15 protein-coding genes are annotated in these 17,002 nt (G+C 47.7%); 11 read left to right on the plus strand and 4 right to left on the minus strand.

Features of this window, described 5'->3' with window-relative positions; genetic code table 11:
- The first annotated feature begins 301 nt into the window (after positions 1-301).
- The 9 genes from AC1RRX_RS03560 (at position 302) to AC1RRX_RS03600 (ending at position 10,891) form a co-directional block, all read left to right on the plus strand.
- On the plus strand, positions 302-1,654 hold the full coding sequence (locus AC1RRX_RS03560) for an aspartate aminotransferase family protein (protein ID WP_102422641.1): 1,353 nt from the start codon (positions 302-304) through the stop codon (positions 1,652-1,654).
- A gap of 16 nt (positions 1,655-1,670) precedes the next feature.
- Positions 1,671-2,246: a glycerol-3-phosphate responsive antiterminator gene (locus AC1RRX_RS03565; protein WP_007409286.1), complete on the plus strand. Its 576-nt coding sequence runs from the start codon at positions 1,671-1,673 to the stop codon at positions 2,244-2,246.
- 172 nt (positions 2,247-2,418) lie between these two features.
- Positions 2,419-3,246, plus strand: a complete 828-nt coding sequence (locus tag AC1RRX_RS03570; RefSeq protein WP_015239469.1) for an MIP/aquaporin family protein — start codon at positions 2,419-2,421, stop codon at positions 3,244-3,246.
- A gap of 16 nt (positions 3,247-3,262) precedes the next feature.
- A complete protein-coding gene (gene glpK, locus AC1RRX_RS03575) occupies positions 3,263-4,753 on the plus strand; it encodes a glycerol kinase GlpK (RefSeq protein ID WP_007409284.1) in 1,491 nt (496 codons plus the stop codon).
- Positions 4,754-4,891: 138 nt separating this feature from the next.
- Entirely contained in the window at positions 4,892-6,559 is a 1,668-nt protein-coding gene (glpD, locus tag AC1RRX_RS03580) for a glycerol-3-phosphate dehydrogenase (protein ID WP_032866200.1), read from the plus strand.
- A 139-nt stretch (positions 6,560-6,698) separates the two neighbouring features.
- Entirely contained in the window at positions 6,699-8,441 is a 1,743-nt protein-coding gene (locus AC1RRX_RS03585) for a phospho-sugar mutase (protein ID WP_085341851.1), read from the plus strand.
- Positions 8,442-8,586: 145 nt separating this feature from the next.
- Positions 8,587-9,723, plus strand: a complete 1,137-nt coding sequence (locus AC1RRX_RS03590; protein ID WP_144464112.1) for a GAF domain-containing sensor histidine kinase — start codon at positions 8,587-8,589, stop codon at positions 9,721-9,723.
- The gene (locus AC1RRX_RS03595; protein ID WP_144464110.1) at positions 9,723-10,367 is read left to right on the plus strand and encodes a response regulator; all 645 of its coding nucleotides are present in this window, start codon (positions 9,723-9,725) and stop codon (positions 10,365-10,367) included. Before AC1RRX_RS03590 ends, AC1RRX_RS03595 begins: the two co-directional genes overlap by 1 nt.
- On the plus strand, positions 10,367-10,891 hold the full coding sequence (locus tag AC1RRX_RS03600) for an NADPH-dependent FMN reductase (protein WP_144464108.1): 525 nt from the start codon (positions 10,367-10,369) through the stop codon (positions 10,889-10,891). Before AC1RRX_RS03595 ends, AC1RRX_RS03600 begins: the two co-directional genes overlap by 1 nt.
- Before the next feature lie 14 nt (positions 10,892-10,905).
- Here AC1RRX_RS03600 and AC1RRX_RS03605 read toward each other — a convergent pair whose 3' ends face one another.
- Positions 10,906-11,148: a YhdB family protein gene (locus AC1RRX_RS03605; RefSeq protein WP_003155335.1), complete on the minus strand. Its 243-nt coding sequence runs from the start codon at positions 11,146-11,148 to the stop codon at positions 10,906-10,908.
- Positions 11,149-11,338: 190 nt separating this feature from the next.
- On the opposite strand from AC1RRX_RS03605, the gene AC1RRX_RS03610 reads away from it, so the two are divergent.
- A complete protein-coding gene (locus tag AC1RRX_RS03610; RefSeq protein WP_007409279.1) occupies positions 11,339-11,662 on the plus strand; it encodes a DUF3889 domain-containing protein in 324 nt (107 codons plus the stop codon).
- A gap of 44 nt (positions 11,663-11,706) precedes the next feature.
- On the opposite strand, the gene AC1RRX_RS03615 is transcribed toward AC1RRX_RS03610, so the two are convergent.
- The 3 genes from AC1RRX_RS03615 to AC1RRX_RS03625 form a co-directional block, all read right to left on the minus strand.
- Positions 11,707-13,161: a C40 family peptidase gene (locus AC1RRX_RS03615; RefSeq protein WP_020955566.1), complete on the minus strand. Its 1,455-nt coding sequence runs from the start codon at positions 13,159-13,161 to the stop codon at positions 11,707-11,709.
- A 179-nt stretch (positions 13,162-13,340) separates the two neighbouring features.
- Positions 13,341-13,775 carry a nitric oxide-sensing transcriptional repressor NsrR gene (nsrR, locus tag AC1RRX_RS03620; protein WP_007409277.1) on the minus strand — a complete coding sequence of 145 codons (435 nt, stop codon included), beginning with the start codon at positions 13,773-13,775 and terminating at the stop codon, positions 13,341-13,343.
- A 131-nt stretch (positions 13,776-13,906) separates the two neighbouring features.
- Positions 13,907-15,421, minus strand: coding sequence for a mechanosensitive ion channel (locus AC1RRX_RS03625; protein ID WP_020955567.1), 1,515 nt, complete (start codon positions 15,419-15,421; stop codon positions 13,907-13,909).
- Between the two features lie 169 nt (positions 15,422-15,590).
- Here AC1RRX_RS03625 and AC1RRX_RS03630 point away from each other — a divergent pair, with 169 nt between their 5' ends.
- Positions 15,591-16,997, plus strand: a complete 1,407-nt coding sequence (locus tag AC1RRX_RS03630) for a SpoVR family protein (RefSeq protein WP_007409274.1) — start codon at positions 15,591-15,593, stop codon at positions 16,995-16,997.
- Positions 16,998-17,002: the final 5 nt, after the last annotated feature.

Genomic DNA, 17,002 nt, shown 5'->3' on the forward strand with positions numbered 1-17,002 from the left:
TCTAATTTCGGATAACAATCATCCGTATTCAAACTTGAAGGTGTTTTTATTTGTCTCATCTTATGGGGTCAGTCCCTAAGGGGCGGGTTTTTTTATAAAAACACTTGCACCGGCCCCGGTTTCGGGATATGCTCTTGTAGCCCTTTCGCTTTCTGGGAGAAAGCGTTTTTTTAATTGCCGCCGCTTTATTGACTCGCCCATGCCGCGCCTTTATATTCTTATTAAGAGGAAAACTTCACCAAGAGAATCGGCGTCAGAAGCCGGGCAGCTTTCGATACAGTGCAATGATATTGAAAGGGAGATGAGCGGTGTGGAACATGTACAAAAAAATCAGTCACTCAAACAAAAGGATAAAGAGCTGATTTGGCACGCGATGAAAGGGGCGGAGCCGGATGACAGCATAATCGTCCAAAAAGGGGAAGGCGCCTGGGTTACGGACATTGACGGCAGACGGTATTTGGACGGCATGTCAGGCCTGTGGTGCGTCAATATCGGATACGGCAGAAAGGAACTTGCCGATGCGGCTTACAGCCAATTGAAGGAGCTTCCTTATTATCCGCTGACCCAAAGCCATCAACCCGCGATTGAGCTTGCGGAAAAATTGAATGAATGGCTCGGCGGCGATTATGTAATCTTCTTTTCCAACAGCGGATCGGAAGCAAATGAAACCGCGTTCAAAATTGCCCGCCAATACCACATTGAAAACGGCGATCACAGCCGCTTCAAATTCATCTCCCGGTACAGAGGCTATCACGGCAATACGATGGGGGCGCTCGCCGCTACCGGCCAGGCGCAGAGAAAGTATAAATATGAGCCGCTCTCACAAGGTTTTTTGCACGCGGCGCCGCCTGATCTCTATCGGAATCCCGGCGATGCCGTCACATTGGAAAGCGCGCATGAAATCGACCGGATCATGACGTGGGAGTTAAGCGAAACGATTGCCGGCGTTATTATGGAACCGATTATTACAGGCGGAGGGATACTGATGCCCCCGGACGGGTATATGGCAAAGGTAGAGGACATTTGCCGCCGCCACGGCGCGCTTCTGATCAGTGATGAAGTTATTTGCGGTTTCGGCCGCACGGGAGAGCCGTTCGGATTTCAGCATTACGGCGTTTCACCGGACATCGTCACAATGGCAAAAGGCATTACGAGCGCTTATCTGCCGCTGTCGGCAACGGCAGTAAAACGGGAGATTTTTGAGGCGTATTCGGGCGGTGAGCCGTACGGCCGCTTCCGGCACGTGAATACATTCGGAGGCAATCCGGCAGCCTGCGCCCTGGCCTTGAAAAACCTGCAATTGATGGAGGACGAAAATCTGATCGCCCGCTCCCGGGAGCTTGGAGAAAGGCTGCTCCGTGAGCTTGAGCCGCTCAGAGAACATCCGGCGGTCGGAGATGTACGGGGCAAGGGCCTTCTTGCCGGCATTGAGCTCGTCAAGGACAAAATCACGAAGGAACCCGCTGATGCCGCCCTTGTGCAGCACGTCATCACCGCGTGCAGAGAAAAAGGCCTGCTTGTCGGGAAAAATGGCGATACTGTAGCGGGATATAATAATGTCATTCAGCTGTCTCCGCCTTTTTGCCTGTCGGACGAGGAGCTCTCTTTCATCATTTCGACCGTCAAGGAAAGCGTGCTGAGCATTGATTTTTAATGTAAAGGAGTAAAACATGAGTTTTCACAACCAGCAGATTCTACCGGCAATCCGGAACATGAAGCAATTCGATGCATTTTTAGAAAGTCCGTTCTTATACGGCGTCATTTTAGATATCCACCTCGGTCAATTAAAAGGTGTCGTGAATGAAGCGAAAAAACACGGAAAACTTCTGATGGTTCACGTCGATTTAATCCACGGCATTAAGCATGATGAATACGGTGCGGAGTTCATTTGCCAGGATATCCGGCCCGCGGGCATCATTTCGACGAGATCATCAGTCATCGTCAAAGCGAAACAAAAGAAAATATACGCGATCCAGCGTCTGTTTCTCTTGGATACGAGCGCCATGGAGAAAAGCATGGAATTCGTCGGAAAGCATAAGCCTGACTTTATCGAGGTTCTCCCGGGCATCGTTCCGACTTTAATCAGAGAAATTAAAGAAATGACGGGGATTCCGATTTTTGCCGGCGGCTTCATCCGCACGGAGCAGGACGTTGAAAACGCCTTGCAGGCAGGAGCCACGGCCGTGACGACTTCAGACACCGACCTATGGGCTAAATATGAACATTCTATGACAAAAAAAGATTGACACCGCTTACACCCATTGTTACAATAGACCTAGGTTAATACTATGTGATGGAGACCCGGAGACCCACAACAGCTCTTTACGGAAGAAATAAAGCGTAAAGCGGTTTGTTGTGGGTTTTTTATTCTCTATAACTCTGTCAAACCTGCTATTATGTCATTTAGGAGGAATGATGATGACAGCATTTTGGGGAGAAGTAATCGGTACAATGCTGCTTGTTATTTTCGGCGGCGGCGTTTGTGCGGGAGTCAATTTAAAGAAATCGCTTTCATACCAATCCGGATGGATTGTTATTGTATTCGGCTGGGGATTGGGAGTAGCCATGGCGGCATATGCCGTCGGCAGTATCAGCGGCGCCCACTTGAATCCGGCTTTAACGATAGGCCTTGCGCTTGAAGGCAGCTTTCCTTGGAAAGAGGTCCCTGTTTATATTGCAGGACAGATGATCGGAGCAATGATCGGTGCGGTTGTTGTGTACCTTCATTATCTGCCGCATTGGAAGGCGACGGATGATCCGGCCGCTAAACTGGGCGTTTTCTCGACCGGCCCGAGTATTCCTCATACATTTGGGAATATGATAAGTGAAGTCATTGGTACGTTTGTGCTTGTGCTCGGCATTTTGGCAATCGGAGCGAATGAATTTACAAAAGGGCTGAACCCGCTGATTGTCGGATTCCTCATCGTTGCCATCGGGATTTCTCTTGGAGGGACGACCGGATATGCGATCAACCCTGCGCGGGATTTGGGGCCGAGAATCGCTCACGCCTTTTTGCCGATTCCGAAAAAAGGACCGTCAAATTGGAAATATGCCTGGATTCCCGTAATCGGTCCGATCATGGGCGGTGCGTTCGGCGGCGTATTTTACAATGCCGCGTTTAAAGGAAATGTGACACCTAGCTTTTGGTTTGTAAGCGTTATAATGGTTGTAGTGCTTTTCATACTCTATATTTATACCAAGAAATCTCAATCACAGAAAACATTATCAAATTCTGAATATATTTAAAAAGGAGAGCGGCATCATGGAGACCTATATTTTATCAATTGACCAAGGCACAACAAGTTCAAGAGCGATTCTTTTTAATAAAGAAGGAAAAATCGTGCATTCCGCTCAAAAGGAATTCACACAGCATTTCCCTCAGCCGGGCTGGGTGGAGCACAATGCGAACGAAATTTGGGGATCGGTGCTCGCCGTTATCGCGACTGTGATCTCCGAGTCCGGAATCAGCGCTGATCAAATTGCCGGCATCGGCATCACGAACCAAAGGGAAACGACGGTCGTATGGGATAAAGATACCGGAAAGCCGGTATACAATGCGATTGTGTGGCAATCGAGACAAACATCCGGCATTTGCGAAGAGCTTCGTGAAAAAGGATATAATGATACATTCAGAGAAAAAACGGGACTTTTGATCGACCCTTATTTCTCAGGAACGAAAGTCAAATGGATTCTTGACAATGTAGAAGGCGCGCGGGAAAAAGCGGAAAACGGAAGTCTTCTGTTCGGAACGATTGATTCATGGCTCATCTGGAAAATGTCCGGAGGGGCGGCGCACGTAACGGATTATTCCAACGCTTCAAGAACGCTGATGTTTAATATTCATGAATTAAAATGGGATGACGAGCTGCTTGATATTTTAGGCGTACCGAAATCAATGCTGCCGGAAGTGAAACCGTCTTCTCATGTGTACGCGAAAACGGTTGATTATCATTTCTTCGGTAAAAACATTCCGATTGCGGGAGCGGCCGGAGACCAGCAGTCTGCGCTGTTCGGTCAGGCGTGCTTTGAAGAAGGCATGGGGAAAAACACATACGGCACAGGCTGCTTTATGCTGATGAATACCGGAGAAAAAGCCATCACTTCTGATCACGGCCTTCTGACGACAATTGCCTGGGGATTAGACGGAAAAGTCGAGTATGCACTGGAAGGAAGCATCTTTGTCGCAGGTTCTGCCATCCAATGGCTGAGAGACGGCATGCGGATGTTCCAAGATTCGAAAGAAAGCGAGACATACGCAGAGCGTGTGGATTCCGCTGACGGTGTTTATGTCGTGCCCGCTTTCGTCGGATTAGGCACACCGTACTGGGACAGTGACGTGCGCGGCTCAGTTTTCGGCTTGACACGCGGAACGACGAAGGAGCATTTTATCCGGGCTACGCTTGAATCTCTCGCTTATCAGGCGAAAGATGTGCTTGATGCCATGGAGGCTGATTCAGGCATCTCTTTAAAAACATTGCGTGTAGACGGCGGAGCGGTAAAAAATAACTTCCTCATGCAGTTCCAGAGCGACTTGCTTGATGTGCCGGTTGAACGTCCGGAAATTAATGAAACGACGGCGCTCGGTGCTGCGTATTTGGCCGGAATCGCTGTCGGCTACTGGAAGGACAGCACTGAAATCGCTGATCAATGGAACCTTGATAAGCAATTCAAACCGGAAATGGAAGATGAAAAACGCGATGAATTGTACGGCGGATGGAAAAAAGCAGTAAATGCAGCTATGGCTTTTAAATAAGATAAAAATGTGGTATACTGAAAACAAGTTAATAGGAACGGTCCTGAGATGAGGAGAGACCACAGCACCAAAGTGATGACATGCGCTTTGGCTGTTGTGGTCTCTTTTTCTATACCGTGACAACAAGGAGGAAACGTAATGATGAATCACCAATTTTCAAGTTTGGAACGGGATCATATGCTGGAAGACATGACTAAAAAAACATACGATCTGTTTATTATAGGCGGAGGTATTACGGGTGCCGGTACGGCGCTTGACGCTGCTTCAAGGGGAATGAAAGTCGCTTTGAGCGAAATGCAGGATTTTGCGGCCGGCACATCAAGCCGATCCACAAAGCTTGTCCACGGCGGTTTGCGTTATCTGAAGCAATTTGAAGTCAAAATGGTTGCAGAAGTCGGTAAGGAACGTGCCATCGTGTACGAAAACGGCCCGCACGTCACGACGCCGGAATGGATGCTGCTGCCGTTTCATAAAGGCGGCACGTTCGGTTCATTCTCTACTTCCATCGGCCTGCGTGTGTATGACTATTTAGCGGGAGTAAAAAAATCAGAGCGCAGAAGCATGCTGTCTGCTAAAGAAACGCTGCAAAAAGAGCCGCTCGTCAAAAAAGACGGCTTAAAAGGCGGAGGCTATTATGTAGAGTACCGGACGGACGATGCGAGACTGACGATTGAAGTCATGAAAGAAGCCGTTAAATTCGGTGCGGAGCCTGTCAACTATTCTAAAGTGAAAGAACTGCTTTATGAAAAAGGAAAAGTTGTCGGCGTTTTAATTGAAGATCTGCTGTCAGGCAAGGAATACAAAGTTTACGCCAAAAAAATCGTCAATGCGACAGGTCCGTGGGTCGACGAGCTGAGAGAAAAAGACCACAGCAAAAGCGGAAAACATCTTCAGCACACAAAAGGGGTCCATCTCGTATTCGACCAATCCGTATTCCCGCTTAAACAGGCGGTGTACTTTGATACGCCGGACGGCCGGATGGTGTTCGCCATTCCGCGTGAAGGAAAAACATACGTGGGTACGACCGATACGGTTTACAAACAAAAACTTGAGCACCCGCGCATGACGGTGCAGGATCGTGATTATGTCGTCAGCTCCATCAATTATATGTTCCCGGAACTGAACATTACGGCGGACGATATTGAATCAAGCTGGGCCGGCCTCAGACCGCTTATTCACGAAGAAGGGAAAGACCCGTCTGAGATCTCCCGTAAAGATGAAATCTGGACATCTCAATCAGGCCTGATTACGATCGCCGGAGGAAAACTGACGGGCTACCGTAAAATGGCTGAGCACATTGTCGATCTTGTCCGCGACCGCTTGAAAGAAGAGGGCGGCCAGGACTTCGGCGGCTGCAAGACGAAGACGATGCCGATTTCCGGCGGACATGTCGGCGGCTCTAAAAACTTCGAGTCATTTGTGGAAGCAAAGACAAAAGACGGCTTGAAAATCGGTTTACCACAGGAAACCGCTAAGCAGTTAGCCATCAGATACGGCTCTAACGTTGAAAATGTATTCAGCCGGATTGAAGGTCTGAAAGACGAAGCGGAAAAACGCCAGATTCCGGTTCACATTCTGGCGGAAGCGGCTTACAGCATCGAAGAAGAAATGGCTGCGACACCTGCCGATTTCTTCGTCCGCAGAACGGGAAGACTGTTCTTCGACATCAAATGGGTGCAAACGTATAAAACAGCCGTGATTGATTACATGAGCGACCGATTCCAATGGAATGACGAAACGAAAGAAAAACACACTGAGTGGTTAAATACGCTGCTGCACGACGCGGTTGTTCCGCTCGAACAATAATAACCGGAGGGCTGTGCCGAAAAGGCATGAGCCCTTCTTTTATCTTTTTACATAAAGCATTTGGTTAAGTTATCAAGTGACACGGGCAGCCGCTTCATATTAAAATATGGTCATAAGCTGAAATTATAGGAGGACGAACATGAGTTGGAGTAAGAGTTACGAACGCTGGAATCAGGCCGAACAATTAGATTCAGAATTGAAAAAATTATTGGCGGACGCAGAAGGAAACGAGCAGCTGCTGGAAGATTTTTTCTACAAAAATCTTGAGTTCGGAACAGGAGGCATGAGAGGAGAAATCGGGCCGGGTACGAACAGGATGAATATTTACACGGTCCGCAAAGCATCCGCCGGACTTGCGGCGTATATCGCGAAACAGGGGGAAGACGCGAAAAAAAGAGGGGTTGCGATCGCATACGACTCCCGTCATAAATCTCCTGAGTTTGCGATGGAAGCTGCAAAAACCCTTGCTTCCCAAGGCATTCAAACATACGTATTTGATGAGCTCCGCCCGACGCCTGAGCTGTCTTTTGCGGTGAGAAAGCTGAACGCTTATGCCGGTATCGTCGTGACGGCCAGCCATAACCCGCCTGAATATAACGGATATAAAGTGTATGGCGATGACGGCGCACAGCTGCCGCCGAAAGAAGCGGACATCGTCATTGCGGAAGTGAATGCCATAGAAAATGAATTAACGATTCAAGTTGAAGATGAACAGTCGCTGAAAGAAAAAGGTTTGATTAAAATAATCGGTGAAGAAATTGATAAACCGTATACTGAAGAACTGACTTCCATCTCCGTACATCCCGAGCTTTCGGATGAAGTGGATGTCAGCGTCGTGTTCACTCCGCTGCACGGCACGGCAAATAAACCGGTGCGCCGCGGTCTTGAAGCACTCGGTTACAAAAACGTCACCGTCGTGAAGGAGCAAGAGCTGCCGGACCCGGATTTTTCAACCGTCAAATCGCCGAATCCGGAAGAGCACGCGGCATTCGAATATGCCATTAAACTCGGAGAAGAACAAAACGCTGATATTCTCGTCGCTACGGACCCGGATGCCGACCGTCTCGGCATTGCGGTAAAAAACAGCGAAGGCAAGTACACAGTGCTGACGGGAAACCAGACAGGCGCGCTTTTATTGCATTACCTGCTTTCCGAGAAGAAAAAACAGGGCGCCCTTCCTGAAAACGGTGTCGTCATGAAAACGATTGTCACGAGCGAATTGGGCCGCGCCGTCGCTTCATCGTTCGGATTAGATACGGTTGACACGCTGACAGGCTTCAAATTTATCGGTGAAAAGATCAAAGAATATGAAAAATCAGGCCAATACACGTTCCAGTTCGGGTATGAAGAAAGCTACGGCTACTTAATCGGCGATTTCGCGCGTGACAAAGACGCGATACAGGCTGCACTGTTAGCCGTCGAGGTATGCGCCTTTTATAAAAAGCAGGGCATGTCGCTTTATGACGCGCTGCTGTCCATTTTTAAAGAATACGGTTATTACCGTGAAGGCTTGAAGTCATTGACGTTAAAAGGAAAACAGGGAGCAGAGCAGATTTCCGCTATCCTGACTTCCTTCCGAAACGATCCGCCGAAGCAGATGGCCGGAAAACAAATCACGCAGGCTGAAGACTATTCAACGGGAAAACGGACTGTATTTACCGATCATCATGAAGAAGATATTGATCTGCCGAAGTCAAATGTCCTGAAGTATTTCCTTGAAGACGGCTCTTGGTTCTGCCTTCGTCCATCGGGAACGGAGCCGAAAGTGAAGTTCTATTTCGCCGTGAAGGGAACTTCTTTACAAGACAGCGAACAGCGTCTTGCCGCATTATCTGAAGCCGTCATGAAAACGGTGGATGGCATAGTGGAAAAAACGAAATAAACAACAAACCGCCGGAAGCGACATCCGGCGGTTTTTTTATACGCCTCATCCGAAAGTATGAGGAAAATTCATGCTGAAAACAAAGGAATATACAGAAAAGAATTGATATAATATGGATAATTCTGATTGGCCGGAGTGAGGGAAATTGACGAAAACGACGGTAGAAACGTTAAAAACGTTAAAAGCGATTGCGGAAACCTTAAACCAAAGCCACGATTTAAAGGAAGCGCTTGATAAAGTGCTTCGCGAACTGCTCAGCCTGACCGGGCTGCAGACAGGGTGGATTTTTCTGATTGAGCCGGACGGGTCTTATACGCTCGCCGCATCCGCTTATTTACCGCCGGCTCTCGGTCAGCGGGAAAATGCACTCATGTGCAGCGGGGAATGCTATTGTCTGACCAAATTCAGCAATGGCGGATTGACAAAGGCCGTAAACATAATGAATTGTAAACGGATTGAATTTGCGGAACAGACGACGAACTGCCGCGATACGGAGGGCATTACCCATCATGCGACCGTACCGCTTGAGGACGGCGGCCGGAAGTTCGGTTTATTAAACGTCGCCGCAAGCGAAAAGACATTTTTCAACGAAGAAGAACTGCATCTGCTTGAAGCGGTTGCATTTCAAATCGGAACGGCGATTCAGCGGATGAAATTGGCCGAATTTGAGCAGCAGAACGCCCTGTTGATGGAACGAAGCAGACTTGCGCAAGAGTTGCATGATTCCGTCAATCAGATGCTGTTTTCTGTCAGCTTAACGGCAAAAGCCGCAAAGAGCTTTACAGATGATGATCGGCTCCGGCAGATGATTACGTTTATTCAAGAGCTGTCTCAGAATGCGCTAACAGAAATGAGAGCGCTTATTTGGCAGCTGAAGCCGGAAAGTTTGACGAAAGGGCTGTATGCGTCGATCAAAAGCTATGCCGCTCTTATCGGCCTGGAAGCCGTTTGTGAAATGGAGGATGAGCTGGAGCTTACAGATGAACAGGAACACGCGCTTTGGCGGATCGCCCAGGAAGCCTTGAATAACTGTAAAAAGCATGCGGGAACGGACCGGGTTATCATTTCCGCCGTTAAAAAGCCGGATTGCGCGGAGCTTCATATTAGCGACCGTGGAGCGGGCTTCAGCGCTGATGCGCATGCTGTGCTCCCATCGCTCGGCGTGGCCGGTATGAAAGCGCGGGCTGAAGCAATCGGCGGCCGCTTTACACTGCAATCTGAGCTTGGCGCCGGAACGATTGTCTCCGTTCGGCTTCCGTTTCGGGACAGGAGGTCTGATTGATGAAAATTGTGATTGCTGATGATCATCACGTTGTCCGCAAAGGACTGCGCTATTTCTTCGCCACTCAGGAAGACATTGAAGTTGTCGGTGAGGCGTCCACCGGTGCTGAAGCGCTTCAGCAAGCTGAAAAGAAGGAGCCGGACATCATTCTGATGGATTTATCAATGCCTGATATGGACGGCATAGAAGCGGCAAAAATTGCGGCTGAACGATTTCCGGACATCAGTATCGTCGTTTTGACGAGCTATTCTGATCAGGAGCATGTCATTCCCGCCCTTAAAGCCGGCGCAAAAGCGTATCAGCTGAAAGACGCCCAGCCCGATGATTTAGTAAAAACGCTCCGGGAAGTGTATTCCGGACGTTACCGGCTGTCGGCGGATATTGTGCCTCACGTGCTGACCCATATGGTTCAGGATGATCAGGATAAGGAAAAATATGATCAGCTGACCCCTCGTGAAAAAGATGTTCTTCAAGAAATAGCCAAAGGGAAAAGCAATAAGGAAATTGCGGCGGCACTGTTTATTTCAGAAAAAACAGTGAAGACCCACGTGTCCAACCTGCTGTCAAAGCTGAATCTTTCCGATCGGACGCAGGCGGCATTGTATGCGGTAAAATATAATGTTTTTGGAAAGGCGGTAAAATGATGAGCATATTAGTGATCAGCGGAACACCGAGAAAAAACGGGCGGACTAGAATTGCCGCTTCTTATATAAGAGATCGGTTTCAAACCGATTTTATTGATTTGAGTGAAAGTGAACTGCCGCTTTATAACGGTGAAGAAGAACAGAACGAGCTGCCTGCAGTGCAAGAGTTAAGGCGGCAGGTGAAAAAGTCGGCGGCCGTCGTCTTATTATCTCCCGAGTATCACAGCGGCATGAGCGGCGCTTTAAAAAACGCCATCGATTTTTTAAGCAGCGATCACTGGGCATACAAACCGGTGGCAATCATTGCCGCGGCGGGCGGAGGAAAAGGAGGCATGAACGCGCTGGCGAATATGCGGACGGTCATGCGGGGCGTCTATGCAAATGTCATCCCGAAACAGCTGGTCTTAGACCCGATTCACATCGACATGGAGCGCCGGACCGTATCTGAGGATATGGCTGTCAGCCTGAAAGAGATGATCGAAGAGCTGAATATGTTCACAAACATAAGAAATCCCGGCGTCTGACGCCGGGATTGTTTTTATGTCAGCATGGCTAATTGATCTTCATATGCGAGCTCTGTCGCATGATCAATATACCCGAGAAGAGAATACAGCTCTTTTTCAAGCACCGCATGATCATATTCGAAATGATACGCGTGCAGAAAGTGCTCAATACGCTTTGATAATAAATCATCTTTTGTACGAACCATCAATATTAACAAATTGTCCCATTGAGACCGGTGTGTGTAATACAAGGCTTTGTCATAATCGGCATGATCCATCTAACGCTTCTCCTTTCAATGAGAAGTTCTCCGTTAGTTTATGCCGTCGAAGCCCGATGCAACGGGGGAAAAGTTGGTGGCCTTATCACAGCGGCATAGCAATATGAGGGAGACATAAAATAAAACCGCATATCCGTCTCTTCTTTGGACACGCTAAGATTGACAAAAAACGACTCAGGAGAACATAAAGATGAAATCCCTTCCATTTGCGCTTGCCCTCTTGTTTTGCGGCATTCTCATTGCCTCGATCGCTGAAAAAGGGCATACAGAACACCTCGATCCGTCAGTTGAAAAATGGGAGCAGCTCGCATGGAACCAGCTTGAACGTGAATACAAGGGGTCCGAGCTTACCGATTATTCGTACATGGGCCGTACAAAAGTGAACCGGGAACAGACGAAAGATGTGTTTCGCGTAACGGTGCAAACAGCAAAAGAAACGTTTTCATCCCGTGCTGAAGTGTATTTCCATCCCGTGACAAAACATGTGATCAGCATTAATATTTTCAGACTGTAAAAAAAGCTGCACAGCCTTATTGAGGCCGTACAGCTTGTCAGATATCAGAAGAAACGTTTTGCGCCGAGGTAGCGCTGTTTCCAATAGGAATTGTTCATGCTGGAAATAACGACACCCGAATCGTTTGCATTAATAAACTGGCCGTTCCCGAGATAAATACCGACGTGGGAAGGTCCGGCTTTATAAGTTGAGAAAAAGACAAAGTCACCGACCGCCGGCTGGCTGACTGATGTCATCGTATTCCAGTAGCCTGCGGCTGAAAGTCTGGATACAGAAGTGACCTTATTGAGAACGTAATAAATGAAACCGCTGCAGTCAAAGCCTCTCGGCGTCGTCCCGCCCCATACATACGGTACGCCCAGCTGAGCTTTTGCGGCATCGATCATTACATTAATCTTCGCGCTTGTTGAACCTGTGCCGCCTGTGTTGCCGGACTGATTCGGAGTCGTGTTTGTCTGCTGCCCGGTAATCGTCAGCTTTTGTCCGATTTGAAGAACATCTGTTTTCAGATTGTTTTTCTCGCGGATCTGCTGGGCGGTCACATTGAACTTTTGGGCGATCACCCATAAAGAATCCCCGCTTTTCACGGTATATGTAGTGGTTTTCCCTGTATTTCCGGACTGGTTCGGAGTTGACGGTGAAGTCGAAGAGCCGGAAGATGACGTTTTGGTCAGCTTAAGCACTTGTCCGACCCGCAGCATGTCTGACGTCAGTTTGTTGATGCTTCTGATTTGCTGAACCGTCATATTGTATGCGTTTGCGATTTTCCAGAGTGAGTCTCCGCTTTTTACTGTATAGGAGGACGTTTGCGTCTGGTTTTTATTTTGGTTTGAATTCTCCTTTGACGGCGTGTTTCCCGAAGAAGACGTTCCTTTTGTTTTCAGGACTTGGTTTACGTAGATCGTATCCGTTTTTAAGTTGTTTAATACTTTGAGTTCCGCAATGGTCATATTGACGCTGTTTGCGATCTTCCATAGTGAATCGCCGAGTTTGACTTTATACGTCCCGGAAGATGATGACTGCTTTTTGCTGCTGTTTGAGCTGCTGCCCGGCGTGGTTTTTTTCTGATCGGTGCTTGAGGAAACTTTCCCCGTCACTTGCAGCTTCTGTCCCGCGCGGATTAAGTCGCTTGTCAGACCGTTCAATTTTTTCAGTTCCTGTACGGACATTTTAAAATCAGATGCGATCAGCCACAGCGAGTCGCCGCTTTTCACTGTATAAACGCTTTTAGTCGTGCCGCTGTTCTTTGAAGATGGATTTTTGCTGCCGGAATCTGATTTGCCGTTAGGAATGTTGAGCGTCTGCCCGATAGAAAGAACGGTGGATTTTAGATGATTGGCTGATGTAATGGCATCCACGCTCGTATTGTAGTTTTGGGCAAGCTTCCATAATGAATCTCCGCTTTTAACCTTAATCGTTTGTGCTTCTGCCGGTGTTACAGCTAACGCAGACCCGACGATCGCAGATGCAGTCAAACCGACCGCTACCTTTTTTCTCATAATGAATCTCCCTTTTCCTGCGATGATTTTACTATCCCCATTCGTTGCAGCCGCAAGGTGAGGATATCAGTAATGATAATCTTTATATCGGCACTTGTCTGCAATCGTTTATCATATTAATAGAAATAGTCCTTTTTTCTTATGCCGGCATAAAAAAAAGAAGGAATGCGGACATTCCTTCAGCTTCTGAGCAGTCTCATAATCTCCTCTTTGTTTTTGACCAGATCCCTTAACGTATATTTGTCTAAAACGGCCAGGTAAGCTTGCAGGGCTTCATTCAGAAGGTTCTTTAAGTTGCAGGCGGGAGATATGATACAGAGATTTTTTTGGGAGTCAAAGCATTCTACGATGTTAAAGTCGTCTTCTGTATTTCGAACGACTTCTCCAATGTTTATGTCTTCCGGTGTCATTCCTAATCGGATTCCGCCTCCCCGGCCCCGGATCGTTTCGACATACCCGAGCTGGCCGAGGCGGTAAATGACTTTCATGAGGTGGTTTTTAGAGATGGAATAAGTATCTGCGATTTCTTTTATATTGGAAAGTTCATCGGAATGTCTGGAAGCCAAAAAAATCAAAACGCGTAAAGAATAATCGGTATAGTTCGTTAATTTCATAGAATGACCTCGAAAAAAGAGATTTTGCTTCTGTTACAGTCTATCATATATGAATCTAAAATGAAAAAAAAGGAATTTGCCCCCTTAACTCAAAAAAAACGTGCGCTCCTTCTGAGCACACGTTTTTTTCGTTAAGACATCGGCGGCTTCCGATCGTCAGCCGATTGATGTTTTTCAATTTTGCGATCCAATTTTGCGAGATAACGGGAGGCGAAATCTTTTCCGCCAAGACCGAATGAAAGTCCGAAGGCAAGCGCGAAACCGCCCAGAATCAGAATAAACGCGGCATTTACGATCGTGTCGGCGACACCGAGCTGATCCAGCGCCATAAAGATTGAAAGAGTGATAATGGTATATTTCGCAAGCGGCGCCAGGAATCTGAATTCCTTTCCGCTCAGCATGCCGGCAAGCAGTCTGCTGACGAGCTGTCCGGCCAAAAGTCCGATTCCGAGAATAAATACAGCGGCCAGAACATTAGGCAGGTAAGCGATAATACCTGTTGCGATAACGACGAGAAATTCGAGATGAACAAGCTGCAGCGCCTCTGCCGTAAACAGCAGGACGATGATAATCTGAACAATCATGCCGACCGTCTGAGAAAGCGTCAGCTTCGGGGTACCCGTCTGTTCAAAGCCCATTTTACCGAGAAGAGAGTCGAAACCGGCCCGGTGCAAGAGCCCGGATACAATGCTGTTGACCCATTTTCCGATCCAGATGCCGGCGATGATCAGCACGATACCGATGATGATATTAGGGAGCATTGTGAAGACCGTGTGCAGCATGGCTGACGCCGGTTCAGAAATACCCGCCACATCAAGCCGGTCAAGCGCAGAAATGATCACCGGAATGAAAATCAGCACGTAGACAATCGTTCCGATGATTGCCGACAGGCTTGTATCCTTCAGGTATATAGAAAGCCCCATACGTGCGGCGAGCCTTTCCGTGCCGATACTCGCCAGAAAGTTTGTGACGATATCACGGACGAGACGGGCAACAAGCCAGCCGATTAAAACAATCAGTGCCGCGGCGAATAATTTCGGTATAAAGGACAAAACGCTTTGGATCATATTTGTAAACGGCCCTGATACTCCGCTGATTTGGAGAGCGGCCAAGACGCCGGGCAGGAACAAGAGCAAGACGAAGTAAAAAACGATTCGTGAAGCGGCCGTAACGGATCTGCTCATCTCCGCTTCTTCAGACACCATTGTCCATTTTCTGAGCCGGCCGTTTTCAGCGAGTTTCATGCCCGCTTTTTTGACGAGATAGCTGAAAAGCGAAGCGGCCGCCCAGCCCAACAGCAGAATCAGGCCGGCTTTTAAAATGCTCGGCACAGCCGCCGTTATCGCTGACAGCATGCTGACAAAAGGCGAAGCCACGGTTGTCAGATGCAGAATGTTAAAGAATAGAATAAAAACGATGATTAATGCGATAAAATAAATGACTTTACTGATGACTTTTTCTGAGGAATAGCGCGCCGGCTTTTTTTCGGCGAACAGCCTGTCGTCGATTTTTGTTTTTTGCAGGCCTTTGTATACGGCTTTTTCAATGATTTTGGCAATGCCCCAGCCGATAAGCAGGACGAGCAGTGCGATGATCAGATTCGGGAGTTTGCTGAGATACGTCGTAAGCATGTCTGCTGTATTCAAGTAGAATCGCTCCTTTTCTTTTTGGGGTATGGTGTGTGTTTTACCCACTTACATATAAAGCAAACGGGGCGGATGTGCCGAAAGTTTTCAGCCGGAAACCGGTCTGTTATTTCATCTTTTGAGAGGAGGGGTCATACATTATAAATAAGTCCAAGTAGGGGGGATTCGGTTGAACGCGGAGGAGACAAAAGGTTTACAGCGGGCAATTGAGGAAATAACCGACATTGCGAAGGGTTTCGGCCTTGATTTCTACCCGATGAGATATGAAATTTGCCCGGCTGAGATTATTTATACATTCGGCGCGTACGGCATGCCGACGAGATTCAGCCATTGGAGTTTCGGCAAACAATTTCACAAGATGAAACTCCATTATGATCTCGGTTTGAGCAAAATTTATGAACTTGTCATTAATTCCAACCCTTGCTACGCTTTTTTGCTGGACAGCAATTCGCTGATCCAAAATAAATTAATTGTAGCCCATGTTCTTGCCCATTGTGATTTTTTCAAACATAACTGCCGCTTTCAAAATACGAACCGGGACATGGTTGAGAGTATGGCGGCTGCGGCGGAGCGGATTAAGCATTATGAAAGAATTCACGGGATCAAAGAGGTGGAGTCCTTTTTAGATGCCATTCTGGCGGTTCAGGAGCATATCGATCCGTCGCTCGTCAGGCCGAAGCTGCTGTGGAGCGTCGATGACGAAGAGGAGGACGAAGAAGAAACCGCGCCATCGCCTTACGATGATTTATGGGGAATGGATAAGCCGAAGCAGGTGAAAAAGAAAAAAGGGAAAAAACCGTTTCCGCCCCGGCCGGAAAAAGATATTCTGCTGTTTATCGAGGAACATTCGCGGGAGCTTGAACCGTGGCAGCGTGACATTTTAACCATGATGAGAGAAGAAATGCTGTATTTCTGGCCTCAGCTGGAAACGAAAATCATGAACGAAGGCTGGGCATCCTATTGGCATCAGCGGATTATCCGCGAGCTTGACCTGACTTCAGATGAAGCCATCGAATTTGCGAAGCTGAACGCAGGCGTCGTTCAGCCGTCAAAAACGGGAATCAACCCGTATTATTTAGGGCTGAAAATTTTTGAAGACATCGAAGAGCGTTATGACAACCCGACAGATGAAATGAAAAAAACAGGGGTAAAGCCCGGTTCCGGACGCGAGAAAATGTTTGAGGTCAGGGAAATTGAATCGGATATATCATTTATCCGCAATTATTTGACGAAAGATCTCGTGATGCGTGAGGATTTGTATTTATTCCAAAAGCAGGGCAGGGACTATAAAGTGATCGACAAAGAATGGAAGGCCGTGCGCGATCAGCTCGTGAACATGCGGGTCAACGGGGGATTTCCTTATCTGACCGTCAATGACGGGGATTACCTGAAGAATAATGAGCTTTATATTAAACATTGGTATGAGGGAATTGAGCTTGATCTGAAATATTTGGAGAAAGTGCTGCCGTATCTGTACCAGCTGTGGGGCAGGAGCGTGCACATCGAATCTGTTCTTGAAGACAGAGAAGTGATGTTTTCGTATGACGGCAAAGGAGTGCACCGGAGATATCTGTAAAAGAA

Source organism: Bacillus sp. GW821-FHT11D08 (assembly GCF_058808515.1).

Coding starts and splice junctions, on each gene's coding strand:
- glpK (WP_007409284.1), top strand. CDS start 3,263: ATGGAGACCTATATTTTATCAATTGACCAAGGCACAACAAGTTCAAGA.
- AC1RRX_RS03615 (WP_020955566.1), bottom strand. CDS start 13,161: ATGAGAAAAAAGGTAGCGGTCGGTTTGACTGCATCTGCGATCGTCGGG.
- AC1RRX_RS03595 (WP_144464110.1), top strand. CDS start 9,723: ATGAAAATTGTGATTGCTGATGATCATCACGTTGTCCGCAAAGGACTG.
- AC1RRX_RS03585 (WP_085341851.1), top strand. CDS start 6,699: ATGAGTTGGAGTAAGAGTTACGAACGCTGGAATCAGGCCGAACAATTA.
- AC1RRX_RS03570 (WP_015239469.1), top strand. CDS start 2,419: ATGACAGCATTTTGGGGAGAAGTAATCGGTACAATGCTGCTTGTTATT.
- AC1RRX_RS03600 (WP_144464108.1), top strand. CDS start 10,367: ATGAGCATATTAGTGATCAGCGGAACACCGAGAAAAAACGGGCGGACT.
- AC1RRX_RS03605 (WP_003155335.1), bottom strand. CDS start 11,148: ATGGATCATGCCGATTATGACAAAGCCTTGTATTACACACACCGGTCT.
- nsrR (WP_007409277.1), bottom strand. CDS start 13,775: ATGAAATTAACGAACTATACCGATTATTCTTTACGCGTTTTGATTTTT.
- AC1RRX_RS03610 (WP_007409279.1), top strand. CDS start 11,339: ATGAAATCCCTTCCATTTGCGCTTGCCCTCTTGTTTTGCGGCATTCTC.
- AC1RRX_RS03565 (WP_007409286.1), top strand. CDS start 1,671: ATGAGTTTTCACAACCAGCAGATTCTACCGGCAATCCGGAACATGAAG.
- AC1RRX_RS03560 (WP_102422641.1), top strand. CDS start 302: ATGAGCGGTGTGGAACATGTACAAAAAAATCAGTCACTCAAACAAAAG.
- glpD (WP_032866200.1), top strand. CDS start 4,892: ATGATGAATCACCAATTTTCAAGTTTGGAACGGGATCATATGCTGGAA.